Here is a 22862-nt window from a genome sequence, read left to right on the forward strand (position 1 = left end):
TGGTTTGAAAGATAGGTTTTTACTGTCGTTTTTATGCTGTATTGAGGTTCTTTAATATCTGCTCTTGTTGTACGTGAATTGTAGTTCTCATAGATTTGTATATCTATATCATACATATAATTCCGATACGGTACCGGCAGGTCGACCGAAAACTCTTGCTTCACGGAAGAGTTGTTTATCCGGGTATATACATAAATCTGCGGAGCCTTTTCCGCTTCCATACATATAAACAGTATTCATATACTTTCCGCTTCCATCCGGTTCGAGGGCCAGGGGACTGGCAATGTTAAAATAGTCAGAGTCCTGAATACCGCCTCTTAAACCGTCAACGATATGGGTGTAACTTGCCTCATTGGCAATGACAAATGTATTATCTGTGCTCAAAACCGGATTTTCCGGAAATGTAAGTGTGATCTTGTACTTGGCGCAAGTACGTTCCGCATTCACAATCGCCGAAGAGTTTGTATTGGTAAAGTCAAAGTTCAGTAATTTTCCATACATACAAAAGCCCTCATTCGGGTCTAGCACATGGTTTTTATCCACAGCAGGAGTATTTAGTTTCTTTATGTCGTCCATTGTCTCGACCGCAGATAAATTTGTACTCCCATAATTAGTTATCAGATAAATATCCTTCTTCCCGAGTTCGGATTCCTGAAGGGGGAGAGTAACTAGTTTATATTTATCCATATCCATTGAACCAATATTGATATATTTGTAAACAATCTTGGTAGAGGAAGGCTCGGTGAGAAATAAGGCAATTGTTTTAATTGTCTGTTCGCTCTCAAGATTGTCTTCGTCTACCATGGTTGCACTTCTAAAAAGGTTCTGCCGGATCTTAATGTACGCAGTTTTATTTATATCCGGTTCGGGCATATGATCGTCACTGCAACTCACATTACACAGCCATATCATCGAGATTATAAAAATCAGTCTATACATACTTCTTTTCTCCTATTCAACAGTTCTTACACAACGGGTCGTAGCATGGAAATCATACCGTTGGAAGTTTCCGTATAATACTTTATACCAATTAGCACGCTTGGACAAATCGACGTATCCGCTGGAATACCAGAATGCCTTTACTTGAATAGCCGCTTCGTTGTAAATCCAGGAATCACCGGCAGACGTGCCGGGAGGAGCTGGAAACGGCCATCCTTCAGGATAATCATCTACTCTTTCTTTGATATCTCCGGGGGTGTAATAGGTGTCTACCACTCCCAATTTCTTGTCACTGATATTGTCTTCCCAGTTATTCTCATTTTTCAATACGGTTGCCGACAAGTCCACTCCTGTCAGTTTTTCCAGCAGGGATTGGGCGGCTCGCCTGAAATGCAGGGAATAATAAGGGACAGGTGCCTGCGGGTGATCCATATTATAAGTATGAGCATCCCAAGTATTTGACATCCATATGGTATACGTCTGGTCAAGCAGTGCCATATAAGACATTAACTCACAGGAATTAATCATGCGCCACCCTTTGCCATATTTTTTCTCACAATAGTAAGGTGGATTCCCTTCCTTGATGCCCGGTAGGCCGGTTGCAGGATCATAATAAATAATTTCATCCCCATAAGCTCCTTGCAACCCTTGCGGCAAAACTTCATCTCTTGCCATCAACTCAATTTTACCGCAATCGGTAGGCATAACGATACTTGAATCTGTGGGGAATACCGGAGGAATCACAATCTGCTCATTTCCCTGAAATATATACGTATATGTGTCTTTTTTCCAGGGTTCCACTTCAATCAGTGTTTCTACCCCTCCTTCAGAATTGATATATGCATTTATGATATAATGATAATTACGAATCACGCTGTTGTCCGACAAAGCCGGAACAGAACGTCTTTGGGCTGTAATACCCGTTTTTTCGCTATCACTTTGCATTGCGAATCCTTTATTGTTGATATATAATTCTGTATACTCTGTCCCGCTTTCGGGCAGGAGCAATTCGGGAATATAGAATACGACGGCTCCTATGCTGTCATTCAGAAAATCAAGTTCCGAAAGAGATGCTTCCGGTGAAGAACTTTTGCCTCCTGCATAATAATTGTCATAAGGAGGTACGGACAAATTGGAAGCAACATTCTTCAGTTGAACAGAAGTCACGGCACGATCCGGAAGGGTACTGCCCGGCACTTTTTGCGGAAAATGACTTCCACTTTCGCCATCGCCCTTATTAGTTCCACCTTGCTTGTGGGTAGGGGCAATGATATGGGAGCTTGCTCCGTACCGCCCTTGACTACAGTTATATTTTCATAAATGGCCGACATCAGAAAACGTCCTTCCGGAGTACTTCCGTCAGGTTGGAATCCGGCATTATAGATCATACCGTTAAATCTTGCATCAGTAGCTAAATCCGATTTGTTGGTTATATCAAGTAAAGCCGGAACAAAATCTCCCGAATATACTGATTCATTGGCTATGAAATAGAAATCGTACGTCCCCGGTTTGATAGTGACCGGATGACTCTTTGCCTTAAAACCATCAGGGAAGTAGAGTTGCTGGTTGAAAACGACAGAGCCGCTGCCGGATTCGAAAACAATCATCCGGAGCTCATCGACACGATCCTCCCAGAAATATGTGTCATCATTAATGCTGGATGCTGAAGTACGAACTGACAATGCTATATGAGCATATTCATCCGTTCCACCCTCAATACGTTTTTCATCCGAGCAACCATTCATTGCCATCAGGATGAAAAACAAAACAGCCGGACAATATATATATAGTATGTTATTTCTTATCAACTTCATCATTCTCATGTATTAATAGCCGGAAATCATATCTCTGTATCATAACTGTGCACCAGCCAATTATTCACCCATATCTCCTGAATGGTATAAGTCCCACACTCACATTGGTCTTGTGTCGTGAACCTAATGATAAAATCATGGTCACAGTCTAAATTCACTTCAGGATTTTTCAACAAGAGAGTTCCCAACAAGCTGCCTCTATAAAGTTCTTTTCCGCTGATTTTATGCCTGATTACTATCGTATTATTATGCCCTGTTTCAAGCTTCAGAAGAGAAAACCTCTCGTTCAGCCGCCCGTTATTAATTGAGATCATAGGGTTGAATCTTACGATTTCATCTTCGGCGATACTTCCGTCCAGTTGCATGGAACCATTGTCCGATTCAATATAAACTTCATATTCCTCTTCATTCCTGTTAAGTCCTTCTATAGTAACTGTAAGCCGGTTTGTAATCTCCTGAAGGTTGACTGAGGCTCTTTCCGAGCGGGAGATTGCGCCATCCATATAGACAGCACGGCTTTCACCGGCATAAACCTGTATTCCTTCTATTGATACGGCTATATTCTGCAAACGTTTCAGGTGGAATAACCAGTCTTTTTTCGTGGTTTGCCCTAATTGTGGCTGGTTGAGGTCAAAATATCCTGTATAAATCCCTGACCATGCCATGACAGTGTAAATACCTTTTTCGGTAACGGTTATTTCCTCTGTATATCCTTTTCCTAGTGTCACATTATCCTTATGGACATATGCTACCAGTATATCGTTCTTGTCAAATACACATAATGTTATATCTTTGATTCCTGTCGGATAAACCGTATCAGTCTCACAAGGAGACATGGAATATAGAGATACTATGAGCGTCGGAGAATAATAACAATCGGTATCATCCCTAATACATCCGGAAAGAAAAAGTGAATAGAAGATTATGCTTATCGACAAAACTGATTGAAAACATAATTTCATAAAATTAATTTTAGTAACGATTAATATGCTTGTACTATTCCGGATCGGGTTATCCATCTGTGTCCGGAATAGTATAATATATTAAAATTCAATGTCATAAGAATGTGTAGTCCACTGCAGAACATTGACCTCAACAGACATATTGGTTTGTTCGGGAGTCAGAGGGTCAACAGGATCAATGGGTATTTCCGGTTCCTCAGGACCCGGTTTCGGATCAGGATTCTGCGGATTTGCAGTATTGGGGTCTTCCGGAAATAATGGGTTCCAGTTGTAACTAAGTCTTTTGAAGCCTGTGATATTGACATGATAAATGTTATTTCTCAGGACGGGAGAATTCAACGGTTTCACCAAGTCATCAGGATTCAGCCAGGCATAGTTAATCATATTGCCACCGACATAAGTGGCTACTTTCTGGTTAGGGAAAGCTGCGAGTGCAGCTTGTTTGGAAGAATAGATTTTTCCGTCAGTCTGACCTACATAGAAGGTCCCTCCTGTCAAGCTTCCGCCATCAGCTATAGCGTTTGCTTCTGGAGTAAACTTGGCTCTGACCAAGATGTAGGCAGTATTCCCTTTTCTATACTGTGTGCTTTCCAAATTCCCTTCTGTATGGGTGTTTTCAAACAGAAACTGACCTTTCAGGGCTTTGTAACCGTCTGCGTCAACCGGTTTCTGAGGAATAGCATTCTTTACGGACAGGTTGGAATAGTCATAATAAGTGTCAGCTTGACCTGCATATTCACCCAATGCTGGTACGTATTCGCTTCCATAGGATACATAGTTAGGTTGACTGAGCCAGTAAATCTTGTTGGTACCTTGGGCTACAGAGAAGTTTACATCGGAGACTGAACCTATTTTTTCTCCATTTTCATCGATAAGATCTGCTGAGGCTGTAGTAGTCACAATGACTCTCGATGCCATACGGTCTACACTTACTGCTATCTTATTGCTGCCCTTTGCTACATCCTGTATGGGGACATCAGGTTGTATGTACACATTTGCTGATTTCCCCGTCATCGTAATCAGGTCATACTCTTTTCCATTGGCAGTTACTACCTGAGCCAGATTATCCGTTGCTATAAGATCATGCTCGGTCGTTATGACAGTTCCCAGCGGGTTCGGATTATTTATGACTATATAGATAGTCTTGTATCCGGAAGTGGTTCTGAACGGTTGGCTCGGAGACACTACCGTTCCTGTATGTGAAATATCCAATCCGGTGAAACGTTTGGCCTCGACAGTCCCGTCTGCCGATTGCATATATACATCGAGTGTTTGCAAGCTGTCTAGCCCTTCATAAGTCCCGTCATTATTATAATCACCGGGAAGTGCCCTGCTCGTTGTTCTTCCGGGAAGACTGACCGACAAGTTTACGTATGTAGGTTTTCCTTCTTGTTGTTTTTCTGTTTCTGAGACGTTGTCATCGCTGCAAGCAATGGAACAGAGTCCCATTACAAGGGTTGATAAAAATATTTTGATATTCATAATACCTAATTTTTAAAATAAAATAATAAAGCACCCTTTACTTAATTAAGAATTTAGTAATAAAATGCCTGTGTTTTGTTTCTCTCATAAATTATTGGCTACATGTAGTAATAGTGATTATCATCAATAACAGTTTTGATTAAAAGAAAGTTTTCCATTTTCATATATATATCTGAAGCTAAATCTTCATTTAAGGTGGAAACAAATCCCCAAACGTCAGATTTATCAGTAGAAAAATCACGAAACAGTGACTTTAAATTCTATATTTGATAAAACTTACTCTTATAAATTTCTTATTCCGGGTGTACCTCCTGTGACGTGTTTCGATGAATACCAATTCTTATTGAGGGAGGGCAACTCCGGGGATTTCTTTTCGAGTGAAACTCCGGTTGTCTTTTCTGATGTATGCATCTCATCTCTAAAACAACAAGTGTCGAAAGTATGTCCTGCTGCTGTCTCTTTACTACTTGAAAGTGCCAGATAACCTCCATCATTGCTTAAAGCAGGGAAGTTCGGTATTATAATCAGAGTTTCTCCTCCGACTTTATGTTTTTGAACTACCTTGTTGAAGTATTTGGTGAAACAAAGATATCCTTTGGATGGAATGCTAAGAGGGCTGGAAGTATTCTCATTTTGAAGGGTAGTAGTACTGTATATTGTACCATCTTTATACATTTTATATAGATAGAGGAATGGTACGCTGATTGTTGTTTCGGTCGGATTATAGATTTCTATATATTCTGCGCCATCAGCAGCATTGTCATACATTATTTCATTGAAAAGAAGCATGCCTCTCACATTTTCCGGTAATTCGGGTGTGTCCGGATTATCCGGTATGTCTGTTCCCGGTTCTTCAGTCGTTCCGTCGGGCGTGGTGGTCGTTTCTACGTCATTAGATAGCTGTATGTGATGAAATGTAAATCCTTTACAACGGGTTTTGGTGTAGATACAGTATATACCGCAGCAGAGCGAAGTCGGTATATCTATATTTTTCACTTGCTTCTCTTTTACATATTCATTCTCTGATTCGAGACGTGTCCAAAAGGTCCAGTAACCGTTATTGTCACATTCTACTTTGATAGATAGCTTCGGTGAGTTATTGCCTTTCATTAGTTCTCTGCCTGAAGCCAGTAGTTTGGAACCGTCTTCGTTTTGACGGTAAAGAGCTACATTATCTTTGGAGCCTCCTATCTGAATATAATAGCCGTTTAGTTTACCGGAAAGTACATTGGAGGATGAGGTTAGATAAAACCGTGCATAATTGTTGGCGGAAGGATTGAATGTGAGGTGAACTCCAAATTCCCAACGGGTATTCTTCACCGAAGTGGACGGTATGGTGACATAAGCCGCTCCGGCATCTTCTTGTGGGTCATTCAGATGAATTCCTTCTTTAGAATTGATGGTGAACTTATTTGTTTCTCCTTCCCAGGAAAGTTCGGAAGTAGCCGTATCTTCTCCTTCTACATCTCCTTTTTCTTCGTCATCAGCAGGAAGTGAACAATGATAGAATAACATCATGAAGAGGCTTAGGAAAACAAATACTTTATAAACTTTCATACGGTTTTGATTTTGAGCTTTTATTTTACCGTATTTGTTTGTGTATAATGCAGAAGCAATTGCGGCTTGAATATTTGAATGAGTGAGCAAAGATAAACCTTCTTGCCGGAAAAAGACCATACTTACAGAAGAAAAGATTGTAATTCTTTTTGTTTTCTATAAATACATGGACAGAAAACAGCGAAGGACTATCTGAAGTCCTATTTAATAGATTGACTTTTGATAGTCCTTTACAACTGTTACATTTAATATTGGAATATTATTCGAAACGTGGCATTACATATTTATCTGTATAAGATGTGAAAGTAATACCGGGCATGGAATGAGTGGACGATTCGTTCTCTAATTTTTTTATCAATGAATAATCGTCGGCATTCAATGCGTAATAATTATCAGAGGTCGGGGTAGTCACACGTACCGTCCAATCGAACATATTACCGATGATGGTTAATGCATCCGTTTCGGGATTGAATACAGGAATTCCTGTTTTTACCACTTCGTATGTCCGGTTCTGCAGTACATAGAAAGCATTGTTGACATCGGTCATGAAAGCAAGTGTCTTCTTGTTTCTGAACTCTGTCAGATACAGATGTTCCAGTGTCAGTCCTTCGGGCAAGGTGATGGCACGAACATACGGACGCCCTTTCACTTGTTTCAGATGAAACAAACGGCGGTCGGCATCCAATAGGAGATAACCTTCGTCATACTCCTTTTTCACCGTTGGATTTCCTGCGATTTCCGTTGCCGGAAAGTGGAAATCCTTTTTAGTCATAGCTTCGGTAAACTGAAGACTCTTGTCTTCCTTCACGCTGTTGGAGGCCATGTCGATAAATTCGATTCCTTTGGAGGTGATGCGGAATACGTCATCCGGCATTTTCAGGTCTACACGTCCCGACATGGATTCCATCAGAGGATAAAGTCCGATAGAAGGCGCATTGATATCCGAAGGAACACTACGGAAGTTGAAGTTCTCCGTCTGTACCATTTTAGGAGTTACTGCTATCCCTTTAATGGTATCCGGGAAACGCTCATCAGACATCAACTGACGAAAATAAAACATAGGCAGGATACTGTCGAAAGCTGCTTCCGAATAAATATTACCAGCCAGGTCGCGACGTACACTTCCTTTTCCCTCTTCCTGTCCCATCTGTGCGAAATCGCCAATTACGAAACTGTACAGGGTAAAGGGAGTCTTCTCCGGCTTTACGACAAAGAAATTGTAACACCAGGGCAACTGCCAAAGAAGCAGAAAAGCGATGGTTACATATAATAATATAGTACTGAAACGTCTCATTACTCTATCTTTTAATTTTTAGTCTTTAATTTTTAATTGTTCCTAGTCCTGCTTTCCGGCCTTGAATCGTACGATAGAAAGCCACGAGAAAGAAGCTGTCAACAAAGTATAAACCACTAAATAAGGGAGGAACTTGTTATATGCTTCCGGTGTGGGCGACAGAAAGAAGATTCGGAGTAATAATACTGCGATAATGAGATTCAGAATACGACGTTTCCATGCCGGTTCGAGGCAGATCCATGCCACAAGCAGATAACCGGAAATCCCGGCAAGATACCACGTTAAAGCGGTGAGCAATATGTGGTTCTTCAGTTCATGGGCAAGTATTCCATTCAGGTATACTTCCATCAACAGAAAATTGGAAGCGAAGCAGACAAGTAGCAACACTAATCCCGAAAGTAGCATATTACCTGTCATCTTCAACTCCGGATAAGGCAGATGGAGAGTCAGTTTCAGGCATTTGCGCTGCATTTCGGGAACAAACTGAACAATAGCCATCAAAATTCCCGCAATCAGAGGGATATATTGTAACATATCAATGAAGATGACATCTCGTTGCAGCATCACTTCCCACACATGAGCAGCCCCTTTCATTTCTACCACCCGGTTGATGCGGAGCATACAGTAGCCTGTAAAACCAAGTGTGGCGAGCACGGCAAGTAGAAAATACCACCGTGTCTTTATCCATTCTTTATAAAATATAGCGTACATTGTTTTTATCAATTATCAACGATTCTAGTATTTGCCTGTCAGGCCGATAAATGCATCTTCCAGATTCACCTGTTCACTATGAAAATTAGTGTAGGGCACTGACATGGATTTCAGTTTGGCTTCTGTTTCTGCCGGTTGAAGGAAGGAGAAAGTCTCCAACTGGTTCCGCATGACAGAAGGATGATAGAAATCATCGGATGCAGGAAGTTCGTAGCCCTCGGGAATAGTGAAGGTGTAGCGACGTCCTTTTTCCAGTAGTTCGGCGATTGGTTTCTGAATCAGTATCTTTCCGTAGTCCATGATGATGCAGTCGTCAACAAGCCGTTCCATGTCCTGAATGATATGCGAGGTCAGGAAGACTGTTTTTCCTTCTGAACGGGCATAGTCGCGGAGATAATCGACAAACAGGCGACGATAGCCGGGATCGAGTCCGAGAGAGAAATCATCCAGTACGAGAAGTTCCGGGTTCTGTGCGAGAATCAGTCCGAGGGCTACTTGTGAACGTTGTCCGCAGGACATACGCGAGATACGTTGTCCGGTGGCTACTTTCAATTTATTCATCAGTTCGTAGTAGGCTTCCTTTTTCCATTGACCGGGATAGAAAGCTGCGTAGAATTTCTCTATCTCGTTGATGGTCATGAATTGGTATTGCACATGACCTTCGATGAGCAGTCCGATATTGCGACGCAGAGCCGGTGTCATTGTCTGTATCTCCTGTCCGAAGATGCGACATTCTCCCGAACGGGGTTTCAGGTAACCGCTCAAGATATTGATAGTGGTGGTCTTGCCCGTACCGTTCTTTCCCAACAGTCCCAGGATGCGCCCTTTGGGTACTGTGAAACTAAGATTTTCGTAAATCAACCGTTTGCCGTAATAGTGCGTCAGGTTGTTACATTCGATAATATGTTCCATTTGATTTTATCTGTTATTCTATTCAAAAGAAGAAAAGGAAAAGAATGGGAATCAAGATTCCGACAATTAGTTCGATTCCTCCTCTGCCGATAATACCCTTATTTCCTTTCAGCATGATGATGCCGGAAAGAGTAATGATAATAAGAGCGATAGCGAAAATATCCGCAAAGTAAGTCCACCATTGTCCCGGGTTGTAATGTAAGCGGGACATTGCTCCGATAAGCGGACGGCGGGTGACGGATTCATATACCGCTTCCCCTGTCTTCACATCTACCAGGAGGTTGGAGCCGCCTTTCAGGAATACTTTCATTACGTCCGTTTTCGGGAAGTAATGTTTGGTATAGTTGCCGCTTTCTCCTAATGGTTCCAGGAGGGTGAGCACTTTCTCCTTATTCATTCCTGCTTTATCCGGTAGCTTTTCTGCTATCTTATACTCTTTCCGTGTGATGGAGAAGTTCGGGTTAATCGTGTCACGGTGATTCATTACAATTCCGGAAATGGCATATATCAATACCATTCCGGAAAAGAAAAATGATAGGTCACGGTGTATGAGTCGACTCCACTTACGGATGTTACTACTCCACTTCATACGAGTTAGCTTCCATGAAATAGAAAGATAAATACTCTTTTCCCGTCTCTGCTTTGCGGTCGGCTATTTTTGCACGGAAATCTGCAATGCGGGCTTCGGGGCTGTTGGCTGTTTCGCCACGTGCTTTCTTTTCAGAGTCGCATCCGGCTTCACCGGTTCCGTGTTTCTCGGCAGCCTGTGCTTTGAGTTGTGCTTCCCAGTTCTGGAGGTAGGCTTCGTCAATGCGTTGTTCTTTCAGTGTTCCGGTAACACGAACGATGGAGTTTACACATTTAGGGTCGAATGCTCCCAAGGTTCCTGCTTCTACACGGATCACTTGGGTGTCGTCGCTACCCATCAGGAAGATTTTCTTTGCTCCATGTTTGCAGGTGTGTGTGCAGACGCCTTCAATGGTCACTTCTTGTCCTGCAAGGCTTTCGGCATTGGCAAGGAGAGAGTCGATTTCCAAAGCGGAAGAAGCAGACTGTTCTGTAGTCGCTTCTGATGCGCTTTTCTGTTGTTTGTTACCACATGAAGTTCCGATAAAAGTCATTGCCACGATGGCAATTGCGATTGTTAGCTTTTTTGTTTTCATTGTTCTTGCTTCGTTTTTATATAGTTTGTAATCTGTTTATCGTTTGTTTATAGCTTATCATAGTTCGCCTTACGGGCGAGGAGTCTTAACCTTACTTGGGACTTTGAGTTTCATGCCGGGAAACTGTTGTTTCCTCACCGAGAAACTATTGTTTCCCCGTAGGGGAACTAAAGGTTTCCCGGTGTGAAACAAATGTTAGTCCTTTAGTTGCCGGCTTGATCCCTTACGCAACGGAGTTGCATACCGGACTTGGTGCTGATATAACCTAACGTTAATCTGCCTTCCAAATATTTGGAAGTAAACGTACTCATTAATGCAAAAAATTGTATGTTGGTAAGTTCGTTGTTAGCATTAAGTATTGCTTTATATGGAGTTGAAGTCATATAATAATTCAATGCTGGTTTTCCAATCCACTCGGTTATTGTACTAGTAGTGCTGGATATTACAGTTTTCTGGTAACTTGGAGTAGATGCGAAATTTGTCACCATACGCACTCCTGAAAATTGGTAATTGAATCCTGCATTATGAAGTGACAGTACTTTAGCTCCATCATAGATTGCATCATAAAAGAGAGCTTTATCACCATCTGCTGGAGTATTTCCATCTTCATCATTGTTGCTTTTGCCAACAAGATTAAAATATTCCATTTGCGTCGGTATGTGCCACCCTTTCGGACAGATACCTTGTGCGCCTTCAAAGTCTTTCAGATTATTTTCAGTAATTTCCTTACCACCTAGCGCAGCTTGCAAATCATAAAGATAGCCTAATTCTTTTATAGCACTTTCGTCTGTTGTGGCTACGGCTACATTGTTAACAATCTCATATGGATACCAAATATGTGAATCAGCTGTCGGATCAGTAGAGGGTGTATATCCTTTAGGTAAATAGCAAAGTGGTTCAGCCATCCATGTCGTACCGTTTGAGAGAGTTACAGTCTTATATTTCACATTATCATACAGGAAATAGTTCTGATCGAGATGTTCCTCAAAAGGAATTTCATTATCAGCTCCAATTTCGCCCTCATCTGTCCAGTTCTCAATGTCACCGCTAAGTTTGACTTCTATATCGTCAGGTAACACGCGAATGTTCACACTGTATTGTCCTCCTTGTGCCAAAGTGGTAGATGTGAGCTTCTGTGACAAGGTCTTGCCGTCGGATGTTGCTACTTCAAGTGTCAAGGCTACTGTTTGGGGAACGATAATAGCACGGTATGTCTCATTCGCTTTAACGGCTTGTGCAACAATGCTTGTAGCAGAGGCATTTGCATCAGCAGTCACTGTGAGAGCACTCAAATCAAGAGTTGCAGTCGGGATAGAACCTTTCAATGCAATGGACGAGATGTTAGCTTCTACTTCCTTTGTTACATTAATCACTAATTTAGTAAACATGTGTTTGAAGTTCATGCTTATAACGTTGGTAGTCGGAAGTACATCCGATTTCTTTGCTGCCATAAAATCTGACGCTCCATATCCGCTAGTCTGATCGGTTTCTACAGTAAATGAAGCCGGAGTATTGCCCTCTTTATAGGGATAATAGGCTACTATTTGCGATTTGTCATTTCCTTCCGGATACCAAAGTAAATCACCGGCAAATACTCCGTCATTGTATGTCATCAGTTTATTTTCCGCATATACGAAGTCACCGTTTTGGGTGATTGTAACACCGATTTTATCTCCGGTCTCAAAGTTAACTTCCGTAGCACGTGTAATAATAGGAGAGATAGTAATACGACTGTTTGCAGGAGTCGTAGCTTCGTTCTCCTCTTGTTGGCAAGATACCAAAAGTGCTGCTGCGAAGATAAATGTCAAACTCTTTTTCATTGCTTAATAATTTAGTTTATATATATTCATTGTTTTCAAAAAGTATATCCTAATTTGACAGCCTCGTTCCAACGGTTCGAACCATCTATATATTGCAGGTTGAAACCGTGCGTATAACTACCCTGTACTTCCGCATAAATTCCATAGTTGAAATGGTAGCGCAATCCGAGATGAAATGTCGCCTGCGGGGCGGTTGCATATTCATTTTTCAGATGGTAATAATTAGTCAGCCGATAAGGCGGATCACCCGGTTCCGTATCTGTTGCCGTAGTCCTGTTTTTCCCGGTAAAGTTTCCTATGGCAAAGGATGCAGCCGCTTTCAGGTCGAGTTTCCCCAGATGAAATACACTGGAGATATAAGTCCGGCTGCAAAGCATCTTTTCCGAAGTCACATAAGGATACATCTGTGTGGTCAGTCGTCTGAATGTTGATATATTCGTTCCCAAACAAAGTTCCGTGCGGGGACTTATGAATTCATATTCAGGATGGACGGAGAAAATATCCTGCTCAAAAATACGATTGGAACCATGTACGTAAGTGGTCGTTATCCCGTTCACCGTTTCTTTAGTTATCACATTCTCGTTGTTGGCCAGATGTGACCATTGCAGGTTCAGTCGCAGAAAATGCTCTTTCTTTCCCTGTTTGAAATGATAACTCAAATGGGAGGTAATCCGGTGGGTGGGAAATTTAAACCAGATAGCATCTTTTTCACCGGCAGAACCTGAAGAATACGTGTATTCAATATCTCCGTAAATTCCTTTCCATTGAAGTTGCAAGGCTCCCCCGTTCGACAATTCTTTGATGGGAAAACCGTTGACACCCGATTCACTAAGATGGATTCCGCTGCCGTCCCATGCCTCGTAAGCTCCATACATAAGTCCTTTATCCAGAAAAGCATTGTAAGAGTTTTCGGCTGTACCAATGACTTCTGCTTTCACTGATTCGCTGTTTTTACCGAGAATATAGGAAAAACCGATTGCCATATCTCCCGAATGATACATGACGCTGGGGGCTACTTTCAAATCCAGTCGGTAATTGGTATGCCGCAAGTCCTTTCGTTTGGAATAGTTGGAAGCGGCAAAGTCAATCTTTCCTCCTAATCGCCAGTTGGGTGCAATATCAGTTGCAATACCACCCATGAAAGCGTAAGTTTGCAAGTCTTTGCGTCCGGGCGTGAACTCCAGGAGATCTACGGGATAAAATCCCGGGTGGATGAACATCGAACCGCTCATATCCTTGCCGGAAGTATGGTCGAAGGAGAATGAACCCGTCAACGAATAACCTTTCAGATGAGTGATGGACTTTGCTACCGCTCCGGTACTCCATGCTTCTTTTGCTTCGTAATAGTTGCGGAAATCACCGTGATTATTCTTTCCGTACAGTTCGGCATAGGAAGCAGAAATACTGTCCGTCATGATACCTGTGACATTTGCCCCGGCATTCCAGGAGTTACGCCGTTCGATGATGTCATAAGTCTGTGCCGAAACTCCGGATGCCAGACATAGGACCCAAAGGCCTGTTATATATATTTTCTTCATCTCACTCATGCAAAGATTGTTTTTCCCGTTCATAAAAATCGGTAGAAGAATTGTTCGTATCTACCAGTACTTCATAACCCGCTTCCTGTGTCGCTTCTTCATCCACATGACGGTATAAACTGCGTCCGTTGTACGTGGCACTTTGAATGACATATCCCGCATCAATGGATGGGGAAATGCGCTTTTTATTGTTGGAGGAACCGCCATAATACACTTCCGTCCCATCAATCACCCAGTCGAGCGGTACCGCTATCACCCGTTCGGTGGTGCTTCCCGGCTTCTGTATGACGCTGCCTTCTTTAAGAACGAAGTCCTGTATCGTGGTATCTTTGGCTTTAAAAATAATCGTGGCCGGAGAAAAGATGGAGAATGTATAAGCGTTCGCCTGTCCTGTTTTCAACACTACGTTCAGGTAATGGTCCGGTGTAATCTGATCGCCGGGAGCCGGATGATATTGCGTGTTCGGGAAATAAACATTGTTGTAACATACAAAATATCCGGGTTTGTTCAGATTAACAGATTGCGTATATTGTGCCGCATGGTCAACTGCTCCGTTGATGGCAATCACCGCATCTTCTCCCGGTTGAAGCGGAAAAGTTTTGCCGGTACCGCCAAACTGCCAGATACACTGTGCGATAGGAGCGAAGTTGGGGAAGATGGTTGCTCCGGTTGCTTCGTCCTGTGTCACCCATACATTGGTGGCTTGTGAATTGTAAGGGTCGAGAGCTCCGAAACACAAGCTATCCAGATATTGCACTTCCGAGTCGTTATTATGCAGGATAATGTACTTGTCGGACTGATAATTTCCTTCCAGCGGTAACTTGGTACATCCTCCGCAGTAAATCTCTTTAATAATGATCGTTCCAGCTCTGGAGTGAATCAGCGGGAGATTAAATGATATATCACTACTGGTCAGTTTTACATTATCAGCTAACCCGTTGAAAATATCCTGTCCGTCTTTGTCACTGATTTGCACACGGTATATACCTTTGGTCAGAGAGAATTGTGCCACTCCATTCTTGTTGGTTTTAGCCTTATAAGAATTTCCACGGTCGACATCTTCAATCTTTACGGTCACTCCTTCCCTGAGATGCTCCGTGTATCCGTCCGGATATACGGCGGTAACCTGCAGGTTGTGCAATTGGTTGTCATACGGATTCTCTTTATCGATATCCGTGCATCCTGCAAAGATGCCGGTCACTGTCAGTAATAATATGTAGATGGATTGCTTCCATATAGTTAGAATTTGATACGGCAAGTAAGTCCATAATAGAAATCCGGGGTGAAAAGAGCGCTTACACCCGTTGCATGAGATTTTACATAAGGCCGTGAGTTGGTGAAATTAATCGCATTGAGAGAAAGAGATACATAGTCTCCAATCTCTTTGGTGATATTGATATTGGCAGAAAAATAAGGATCATATCCGTCTGCAGCAAATGTATAAGCATTGCCCGATTTACGTATCAGGTAGGAGAATTCCGGATTTGCGGCTTCCGCTGACGTGAAAGGATGCATCTCATTATTCAGGTCGAGGTATGCCACCGGCCAGATTGCAGTATAAGAGTCTCCGTCATAGATACTTCCTCCGGTTTGGGTATTGCTGCTTTCGCTCACATTGAAAGCATATTCTTTTCCTTGGTATTCGGAGATATTCTGCGAACGCTTCACAAGCGAAGCTTCCAGTCGGCACGAGATAATCAGTCTGGCTTTCGGAATACGGGTGATGGCTGTGATATTGGCATCCAGCGAGTGGGTACGCTTGCCGTTGGCAGTACTCGATAAGTTGTCGCCATTGGCGTAGATACCTACATATTGGTAAGAACGATTGGCAAGACTGGTGTGCGACCATCCATTCTGATAATAATACGATAAAGAGTTGTCGATGTATTTCGTATAAGTATAAGCGGCATCTATCCGGAATTGCGTGCGAATCGGAGTAATTTCCGGGAAATCAACGATCATTTCCGCTCCGCGACGAATCACGTCCATTCCATTGTCGGGAGAAGTTGACTTTACAAAAGTCTGGTCGGTCACTTTGACATCCATAGGAGTCCAGTAACTGGATGCATTGTCGCGTATGTAAACCATACCTGTCTGGTTGTCCACATTGATTTGCGGATTAGTAGGCATAGTGAATCCTTCCGGCAATTGGAGAACATCGTAGGAGAACGGAGTATAGGTATTTGTGTATTTATACGGCAACTTGGTACGGTTGAAATAACCGACTAATGAAATTCTGGTACGGGCGATGTTGACGTCCAGACCGATTTCAGCGTTCTGATTCCGTTGCCACCGGAGGTTCTCATTGTGCAATAACGTGTAGGGCTGACTATAATATATATAAGATGATTCAATCTTATTATAGGAAAAGCCGAAGGTCTGTATGTCCCGATATTCCTGTTTGGGATACAAGGTATAAAAAGAGGGAAGCTTTTCGGTAATTCCCCAACCGCCACGGATAGCGATATATTCGTTCAACTGCCATCTGGCATTGAAACGCGGAGATAGAGTATTCAGATTTTTATAGTTCGTTCCCTTGATAAACAAGTGTTCCCAACGTACCCCTGCCATCAGTCTAAGCATGGTATTTCCCACAGGAAATGAGAGACTTTCTTCTGCATAAAGCGAAACATTATGCATATATGGGTAAGTAGTGTAAGGACGGGGACGATAACCGTTCGGAGCCAATGCTGGGTCTTTGTAATATTCTCCTTCACCCACATTGCCTGTTGCTTTCCATTGAACACCCGCTTTCAGGTTACTGTTTACAGTCTTAAAGCGTCTGTTCCATTCATATTTTAACGATGCGGCATAATCCAGTTCTTTGGAGTCGATGATTTGATCGGCAAAGTAAGTATATGGCAGTTTGTTTGCCATAAAATATCCTTCCTCCGTGGCATGAACAGTCGGTTGCTCCGATGCATACGAGTTGAACGTATGCGCGTGGGAGTTGTTATCATTATAATATATCGATGCGTCGAACTTGAGGTTGGTTATCCACGATTTATTGAGCAGCCAAGCGAGTGACGTGTTTGCCCGGAATACGTTGTCTCTCACTTTGTTGTATTCTCCCGAATAGGCATCGGGATCATCTTTGGTATTCATTCCTCCGATATTGCCTGTAACACCGATGTCGAATCTCAATACGTTGTGGAATGTGTTGCTATATCCGGCAGAGAATCCCCTTCTTGTATAAGAAGAATAGGGAGATACCAACTTTTGAGTAGCTTTGGTCCATTCACCGTTTATGTTGATGACTCCTTTATCGTTTCCTAAATCCAATCCTTTAGAGAATGACACCTGTTCGGTGCGAGGATTGATAGACAGCAATATGTTCCAAGGTGTTTTCCCTTTTCGGGTGTGAATTTTGATTATACCACTATTCAAGTCTCCATATTCTGCCGAGGGCACTCCCGTAATGACTTCCACCGATTCAATATCTGCAACAGTGATATTCCGGGTATCCGCTCCGCTCATATTGCCAAACGAACCATTGTTTCCAATACGCACCCCATCCACTTCCACTGCAGTTCCGAATGCGGCATTACCGGCTGTTGACCCTCCGTCACGTAATGAGAAGATATGGTTGGCGGTGAGATCCGGTACTTTGGTCTTTCCCCCCGGAAGAAGAGCGGAGATATCGCTCACATTCGACACCTGTAGGTGTTCCAATGCATTATTTCCGATAGTGAGCGTGGTGTTTAATTCATTCTTGGGTGCTTGTGCAGTAACGACCACATCATCCAGTGCAAGTGTATTTTCTTTGAGTATGATAGGAACGTTATTGATATTGCTGCGTACATTTACGGGAATGGTTGCCGGTACATATCCAAGAAAAGAAACCTCCAGATTGTATTTTCCCTCCTGTACTCCATGTATCGTAAATTCTCCTTTCTGATTGGATACAGCCCATAAATAGGTACCTTTAATGAGAATAGAAGCACCGGGTAAAGGGGAATTCGTTTTTGCCTCGGTCACACGTCCCGAGATTGTATAGATGTTTGAATTAGCTGCGGCTTCAAATAAATTGAAAAATAGTAGCCCCCAGAATGCTATATTAAAAAGACAATATTTCATAGATAAGTTTTGCGCAAAATTCGATAAAAACCGAGTTTGTATCAATCGCTATAAATAGTTATTTTGGCAAATTATGATACCTATAACTAGTGATTTCTTACCTACGAATAGGTATTTCCCCTCTAACTATAGCTTAGAGAATAAAAAACCGGCTTGCACTGCGATCACTATCACATTGCAAGCCGGTTGATTTATTGGGCTTATCTATAGCTGTCCGGATATTATTTCCAGTCCGCTATATTAGATATTTTTTACTTTAATCAGATATTCGGCAATCTGAACTGCATTCAGGGCAGCCCCCTTCTTGATCTGGTCACCTACAATCCAGAAAGTCAATCCGTTTTCGTTTGTCAGGTCTTTGCGGATACGGCCTACGTATACCGGGTCTTTACCTGCCAGGAACAACGGCATCGGGTATTCTTTTTCGGCAGGATTGTCCTGCAGAACCAGACCTTCACCGTTAGCGAATGCTTCACGAGCTTCTTCTACGGAAATCGGACGTTCTGTTTCTACCCAAATACTTTCAGAGTGAGCGCGTAATGCAGGAACACGTACACAAGTTGCACTAACCTTTACGTCAGAATGCATGATCTTACGCGTTTCATTATACATTTTCATCTCTTCTTTCGTATAACCGTTTTCTGTAAACACGTCAATCTGCGGAATCAGGTTGAAAGCCAACTGATAGGCAAACTTTTCTACAGTCACAGGTTCGTTTGCCAATACCTGACGATATTGTTCGTACAATTCGTCCATGGCAGCGGCACCCGCACCACTTGCTGCCTGATAGGTAGACACGTGCACGGTTTTTATATGAGAAAGCTTTTCGATGGCTTTCAGTGCAACTACCATCTGGATAGTCGTACAATTCGGGTTGGCAATAACGCCGCGCGGACGTTCCAATGCATCCTCTGCATTTACTTCAGGCACTACCAAAGGCACATCGGCATCCATACGGAAAGCGCTGGAGTTGTCGATCATCACAGCACCATACTTGGTGATTGTTTTCTCGAACTCCTTAGATGTTCCTGCACCGGCAGAAGTGAAAGCAATGTCTACCCCTTTAAAGTCATCGTTGTGTTGTAAGAGTTTCACCTCGATCTGTTTACCGCGGAAAGTATATGTTGTTCCGGCACTACGTTTAGAACCGAACAAAACTAACTCGTCCATCGGGAAGTTTCTCTCATCGAGCACGCGCAGGAACTCTTGTCCTACGGCTCCGCTTACGCCAACAATAGCTACTTTCATCTTTTTCTTTTGTTAAATTGTGAATATTGAATTTCTCTCCTTCATCCTGTCGAATCGGAAAGATTTGGCTGCAAAATTATAACAATTTAGCATATAAACATCGCTTTTGAGAGAAATATTTCAGCCTTTCGGAGGATTTCTTTAACCTTACGTATCGTCAGGTATGGTTGTTGGACGGGATAAACGTACCAAAAGGGAGCCATTTCCTGTCGCGATGCGAATCGGATTGATTCCGTAGCCTGATAAGATTCTCTTTATTGCCTAATATTACTTCGTTCCACTATAGTTATCCGCAAGAGACACTATAGTGGAACGAAATAAAAGTGCCTAACGAAATATATCCTGTTAGGTAAGCGGTGGGAAAGAAGTAGTAAGTAGTCAAGTAGTAAGTAGTTACCTACTTGACTACTGAATAATCCGTCAGAACATTCATTGTGATTCTGCAAACTTTTTTGTTCCTTTGCAGAGAATTCCTAAAACCACAGTCTATGAACCTGTTTGATCTCAATTTAACGCTGCCTATTTCTGATCCGACCTGGGTATTCTTTTTGGTACTGATAATCATTCTTTTTGCTCCGATGATTTTGGGGCGTCTCCATATACCTCATATTATAGGCATGATTCTGGCAGGTGTGCTGATTGGCGAACATGGCTTTCATGTGCTCGACCGTGACAGTAGTTTCGAACTGTTCGGCAAAGTAGGACTCTATTATATCATGTTCCTTGCCGGTCTTGAGATGGATATGGAGGATTTCAAGAAGAACCGGACAAAAAGTTTCGTGTTCGGCTGGCTTACCTTTCTGATTCCTATGGCGTTGGGAATATGGAGTAGTATGAGTATGCTGGGGTACGGTTTTCTCACGGCAGTACTGTTGGCAAGTATGTATGCTTCCCACACCTTAATTGCCTATCCCATTATTAGTCGTTATGGACTGTCGCGTTTGCGCAGTGTCAATATAACCATTGGTGGTACTGCTGTCACCGTCACCCTTGCTTTGATTATTCTTGCCGTCATAGGAGGCATGTTTAAGGGGACTGTCGATGGCTGGTTCTGGGTATTTCTTGTGGCAAAAGTGGCTTTCCTCGGATTCCTGATTGTATTCTTTTTCCCCCGTATCGGACGCTGGTTCTTCCGGAAGTACGATGACAGCGTGATGCAATTTGTGTTTGTGCTGGCGATGGTTTTCCTCGGAGGAGGATTGATGGAATTTGTAGGGATGGAGGGAATTTTAGGAGCTTTTCTGGCGGGCTTGGTATTGAATCGCCTGATTCCTCATGTATCTCCTTTGATGAACCGGTTGGAATTTGTGGGAAATGCGTTGTTTATTCCCTATTTCCTGATTGGTGTCGGAATGATTATTGATGTAAGAAGCCTGTTTACTGGAGGTGAAGCATTGAAGGTAGCTGTTGTGATGACAGTGGTGGCAACCTTTAGTAAATGGCTGGCTGCCTGGATCACACAAAAGATCTATCGGATGCAGTCGAATGAACGGAGCATGATATTCGGTTTAAGCAATGCGCAGGCCGCAGCTACGCTGGCGGCAGTGTTGATCGGTCATGAAATCATAATGGAGAATGGAGAGCGGTTGCTGAATGATGATGTCTTGAACGGTACGGTAGTGATGATACTTTTCACTTGTGTCATCAGTTCTTTGGTGACCGAACGTTCGGCCCGTCGTTTTGCTTTGGATGAAAATGTGCAAGCGGAAGAAGAAGCTAAACAGATAAATAAGGAACAAATCTTGATTCCGGTCGCTAATCCGGAGACGATTGAAGATCTGGTCAATCTGGCTTTAGTGATAAAGGATGCCAAGCAGAAGAATGCATTGGTTGCGTTGAATGTTATCAACGATAATAATAGCTCGGAGAAAAAGAGCAGCAGGGCAAACGTAATCTGGAGAAGGCTGCCATGATTGCCGCTGCCGCTGATGTGCCTGTTACGATGGTGAGTCGTTATGATTTGAATATTGCTTCGGGGATTATCCATACGATCAAAGAGTATGAGGCTACGGATATTGTGATCGGTTTGCACCGGAAGGCAAATATTGTCGACTCTTTCTTCGGACATCTGGCTGAAAGTCTGCTGAAAGGTACGCATCGTGAAGTGATGATTGCCAAATTCCTGATGCCTGTTAATACCCTGCGTCGAATCAATATTGCCGTTCCGCCGAAGGCTGAATATGAATCGGGGTTCTCTAAATGGGTGGAACACTTCTGCCGTATGGGAAGTATCTTGGGCTGTCGGGTGCATTTCTTTGCCAATGAGCGTACGTTGATGCGTATTCAGCAACTTGTGAAAAAGAGACATGCAGGTACCCCGACAGAATTCTCCATATTGGAGGAGTGGGAGGATCTCTTGCTGTTGACAGGGCAGGTGAATTACGACCATTTATTGGTAGTTATCTCTGCCCGTCGCGGATCTATCTCTTATGATCCCTCTTTTGAGCGCCTGCCGGCACAATTAGGAAAATATTTCTCTAATAATAGTTTGATAATCCTGTATCCCGACCAGTTTGGCGAACCGCAGGAAATTGTGTCATTCTCCGATCCTCGTGGACATAATGAGTCTCAACATTATGAGAAGGTCGGTAAATGGTTCTATAAATGGCTAAAGAAAAACTAATGGAAAGATACGACTGGCAACAGAGAACGGAACTCCTGTTAGGGGAGGAAAAGATGGAGCGCATCCGGAATGCACACGTATTGGTCGTGGGACTGGGTGGAGTAGGTGCTTATGCCGCCGAGATGATCTGCCGTGCAGGTGTCGGGCGGATGACGATTGTAGATGCCGATACGGTGCAGCCTACCAATCTGAACCGTCAGTTGCCGGCCATGCATTCCACGTTGGGGAGGACGAAAGCGGAGGTGTTGGCAGCCCGTTATAAAGATATAAATCCGGCGATTGAGCTGACTGTCCTGCCTGTTTACCTGAAGGATGAAAATATACCGGAACTGCTGGATGCCGATAAATATGATTTTATAGTAGATGCTATTGATACGATCAGTCCGAAATGCTTTCTGATTTATGAAGCGATGAAACGTCGTATAAAGATTGTCTCCAGTATGGGAGCAGGGGCGAAGAGTGACATCACCCAGGTTCGTTTTGCCGATCTTTGGGAGACGTATCATTGCGGTTTGAGCAAGGCGGTACGGAAGCGTTTGCAGAAGATGGGAATGAAACGGAAACTTCCGGTGGTGTTCAGTACGGAACAAGCCGATCCGAAGGCCGTATTGCTGACGGAGGATGAGCAGAATAAGAAATCGACATGTGGAACAGTCAGTTATATGCCGGCCGTGTTCGGGTGCTATCTGGCTGAATATGTCATTAAACGATTATAAGGCTAT

17 protein-coding genes and 1 pseudogene are annotated in these 22862 nt (G+C 43.0%); 2 read left to right on the forward strand and 16 right to left on the reverse strand.

All coding sequences use genetic code 11. The features are described from left to right. Positions 1–108 precede the first annotated feature (108 nt). From NXX38_RS09205 to NXX38_RS09280, 16 genes are all read right to left on the reverse strand, one after another. Positions 109–939, reverse strand: a complete 831-nt coding sequence (locus tag NXX38_RS09205) for a hypothetical protein (RefSeq protein WP_258979335.1) — start codon at positions 937–939, stop codon at positions 109–111. Positions 940–951: 12 nt separating this feature from the next. Next, positions 952–2136 carry a hypothetical protein gene (locus tag NXX38_RS09210; RefSeq protein WP_258979336.1) on the reverse strand — a complete coding sequence of 395 codons (1185 nt, stop codon included), beginning with the start codon at positions 2134–2136 and terminating at the stop codon, positions 952–954. Next, positions 2103–2756: a fimbrial protein gene (locus NXX38_RS09215; protein WP_258979339.1), complete on the reverse strand. Its 654-nt coding sequence runs from the start codon at positions 2754–2756 to the stop codon at positions 2103–2105. The genes NXX38_RS09210 and NXX38_RS09215 overlap by 34 nt, the downstream gene beginning before the upstream one ends. 23 nt (positions 2757–2779) lie before the next feature. Next, positions 2780–3772: a FimB/Mfa2 family fimbrial subunit gene (locus NXX38_RS09220; protein WP_409012859.1), complete on the reverse strand. Its 993-nt coding sequence runs from the start codon at positions 3770–3772 to the stop codon at positions 2780–2782. 24 nt (positions 3773–3796) lie between these two features. Then, entirely contained in the window at positions 3797–5197 is a 1401-nt protein-coding gene (locus tag NXX38_RS09225; RefSeq protein ID WP_148364013.1) for an Mfa1 family fimbria major subunit, read from the reverse strand. A gap of 282 nt (positions 5198–5479) precedes the next feature. Continuing rightward, complete coding sequence (locus NXX38_RS09230; protein ID WP_258979345.1) at positions 5480–6754, reverse strand: lamin tail domain-containing protein; 1275 nt, start codon at positions 6752–6754, stop codon at positions 5480–5482. A 259-nt stretch (positions 6755–7013) separates the two neighbouring features. Further along, complete coding sequence (locus NXX38_RS09235; RefSeq protein ID WP_258979348.1) at positions 7014–8048, reverse strand: DUF4857 domain-containing protein; 1035 nt, start codon at positions 8046–8048, stop codon at positions 7014–7016. Between the two features lie 42 nt (positions 8049–8090). Continuing rightward, positions 8091–8759: a hypothetical protein gene (locus tag NXX38_RS09240; RefSeq protein ID WP_004305102.1), complete on the reverse strand. Its 669-nt coding sequence runs from the start codon at positions 8757–8759 to the stop codon at positions 8091–8093. Between the two features lie 24 nt (positions 8760–8783). After that, positions 8784–9671 (reverse strand): ABC transporter ATP-binding protein, encoded by an 888-nt coding sequence (locus NXX38_RS09245; protein ID WP_004305101.1) that lies wholly within the window; start codon positions 9669–9671, stop codon positions 8784–8786. Positions 9672–9693: 22 nt separating this feature from the next. Continuing rightward, complete coding sequence (locus NXX38_RS09250; RefSeq protein WP_258976830.1) at positions 9694–10260, reverse strand: PepSY-associated TM helix domain-containing protein; 567 nt, start codon at positions 10258–10260, stop codon at positions 9694–9696. Further along, positions 10247–10834 (reverse strand): hypothetical protein, encoded by a 588-nt coding sequence (locus tag NXX38_RS09255; RefSeq protein ID WP_004322225.1) that lies wholly within the window; start codon positions 10832–10834, stop codon positions 10247–10249. Before NXX38_RS09255 ends, NXX38_RS09250 begins: the two co-directional genes overlap by 14 nt. Before the next feature lie 203 nt (positions 10835–11037). After that, positions 11038–12654 (reverse strand): fimbrillin family protein, encoded by a 1617-nt coding sequence (locus tag NXX38_RS09260; RefSeq protein ID WP_258979351.1) that lies wholly within the window; start codon positions 12652–12654, stop codon positions 11038–11040. A 35-nt stretch (positions 12655–12689) separates the two neighbouring features. Further along, entirely contained in the window at positions 12690–14201 is a 1512-nt protein-coding gene (locus NXX38_RS09265; RefSeq protein WP_258979352.1) for a DUF6850 family outer membrane beta-barrel protein, read from the reverse strand. After that, a complete protein-coding gene (locus NXX38_RS09270; protein WP_309569432.1) occupies positions 14194–15429 on the reverse strand; it encodes a DUF4876 domain-containing protein in 1236 nt (411 codons plus the stop codon). The genes NXX38_RS09265 and NXX38_RS09270 overlap by 8 nt, the downstream gene beginning before the upstream one ends. Positions 15430–15431: 2 nt before the next feature. Beyond that, positions 15432–18269: a TonB-dependent receptor gene (locus NXX38_RS09275; RefSeq protein ID WP_258979354.1), complete on the reverse strand. Its 2838-nt coding sequence runs from the start codon at positions 18267–18269 to the stop codon at positions 15432–15434. Between the two features lie 240 nt (positions 18270–18509). After that, positions 18510–19517, reverse strand: coding sequence for an aspartate-semialdehyde dehydrogenase (locus NXX38_RS09280; protein WP_004299708.1), 1008 nt, complete (start codon positions 19515–19517; stop codon positions 18510–18512). Between the two features lie 488 nt (positions 19518–20005). Between NXX38_RS09280 and NXX38_RS09285 the strand changes: the two are divergent. Together NXX38_RS09285 and NXX38_RS09290 are read left to right on the forward strand one after the other, a co-directional pair. After that, positions 20006–22140, forward strand: a pseudogene (locus NXX38_RS09285) (cation:proton antiporter). Then, the gene (locus NXX38_RS09290; protein ID WP_234132554.1) at positions 22122–22856 is read left to right on the forward strand and encodes a ThiF family adenylyltransferase; all 735 of its coding nucleotides are present in this window, start codon (positions 22122–22124) and stop codon (positions 22854–22856) included. Before NXX38_RS09285 ends, NXX38_RS09290 begins: the two are co-directional and overlap by 19 nt. The last annotated feature ends 6 nt before the right edge of the window (positions 22857–22862 follow it).

The sequence above is a fragment of the Bacteroides sp. BFG-637 genome, assembly GCF_024793605.1.
GTDB classification, from domain to species: Bacteria; Bacteroidota; Bacteroidia; order Bacteroidales; family Bacteroidaceae; genus Bacteroides; species Bacteroides vicugnae.

Bases quoted from the DNA above. Each gene is read 5' to 3' on its own strand.
- NXX38_RS09245 (WP_004305101.1), bottom strand. From the start codon at position 9,671: ATGGAACATATTATCGAATGTAACAACCTGACGCACTATTACGGCAAA.
- NXX38_RS09220 (WP_409012859.1), bottom strand. From the start codon at position 3,772: ATGGATAACCCGATCCGGAATAGTACAAGCATATTAATCGTTACTAAA.
- NXX38_RS09235 (WP_258979348.1), bottom strand. From the start codon at position 8,048: ATGAGACGTTTCAGTACTATATTATTATATGTAACCATCGCTTTTCTG.
- NXX38_RS09240 (WP_004305102.1), bottom strand. From the start codon at position 8,759: ATGTACGCTATATTTTATAAAGAATGGATAAAGACACGGTGGTATTTT.
- NXX38_RS09275 (WP_258979354.1), bottom strand. From the start codon at position 18,269: ATGAAATATTGTCTTTTTAATATAGCATTCTGGGGGCTACTATTTTTC.
- NXX38_RS09280 (WP_004299708.1), bottom strand. From the start codon at position 19,517: ATGAAAGTAGCTATTGTTGGCGTAAGCGGAGCCGTAGGACAAGAGTTC.
- NXX38_RS09255 (WP_004322225.1), bottom strand. From the start codon at position 10,834: ATGAAAACAAAAAAGCTAACAATCGCAATTGCCATCGTGGCAATGACT.
- NXX38_RS09260 (WP_258979351.1), bottom strand. From the start codon at position 12,654: ATGAAAAAGAGTTTGACATTTATCTTCGCAGCAGCACTTTTGGTATCT.
- NXX38_RS09250 (WP_258976830.1), bottom strand. From the start codon at position 10,260: ATGAAGTGGAGTAGTAACATCCGTAAGTGGAGTCGACTCATACACCGT.
- NXX38_RS09225 (WP_148364013.1), bottom strand. From the start codon at position 5,197: ATGAATATCAAAATATTTTTATCAACCCTTGTAATGGGACTCTGTTCC.
- NXX38_RS09205 (WP_258979335.1), bottom strand. From the start codon at position 939: ATGTATAGACTGATTTTTATAATCTCGATGATATGGCTGTGTAATGTG.
- NXX38_RS09215 (WP_258979339.1), bottom strand. From the start codon at position 2,756: ATGATGAAGTTGATAAGAAATAACATACTATATATATATTGTCCGGCT.
- NXX38_RS09265 (WP_258979352.1), bottom strand. From the start codon at position 14,201: ATGAGTGAGATGAAGAAAATATATATAACAGGCCTTTGGGTCCTATGT.
- NXX38_RS09290 (WP_234132554.1), top strand. From the start codon at position 22,122: ATGGCTAAAGAAAAACTAATGGAAAGATACGACTGGCAACAGAGAACG.
- NXX38_RS09230 (WP_258979345.1), bottom strand. From the start codon at position 6,754: ATGAAAGTTTATAAAGTATTTGTTTTCCTAAGCCTCTTCATGATGTTA.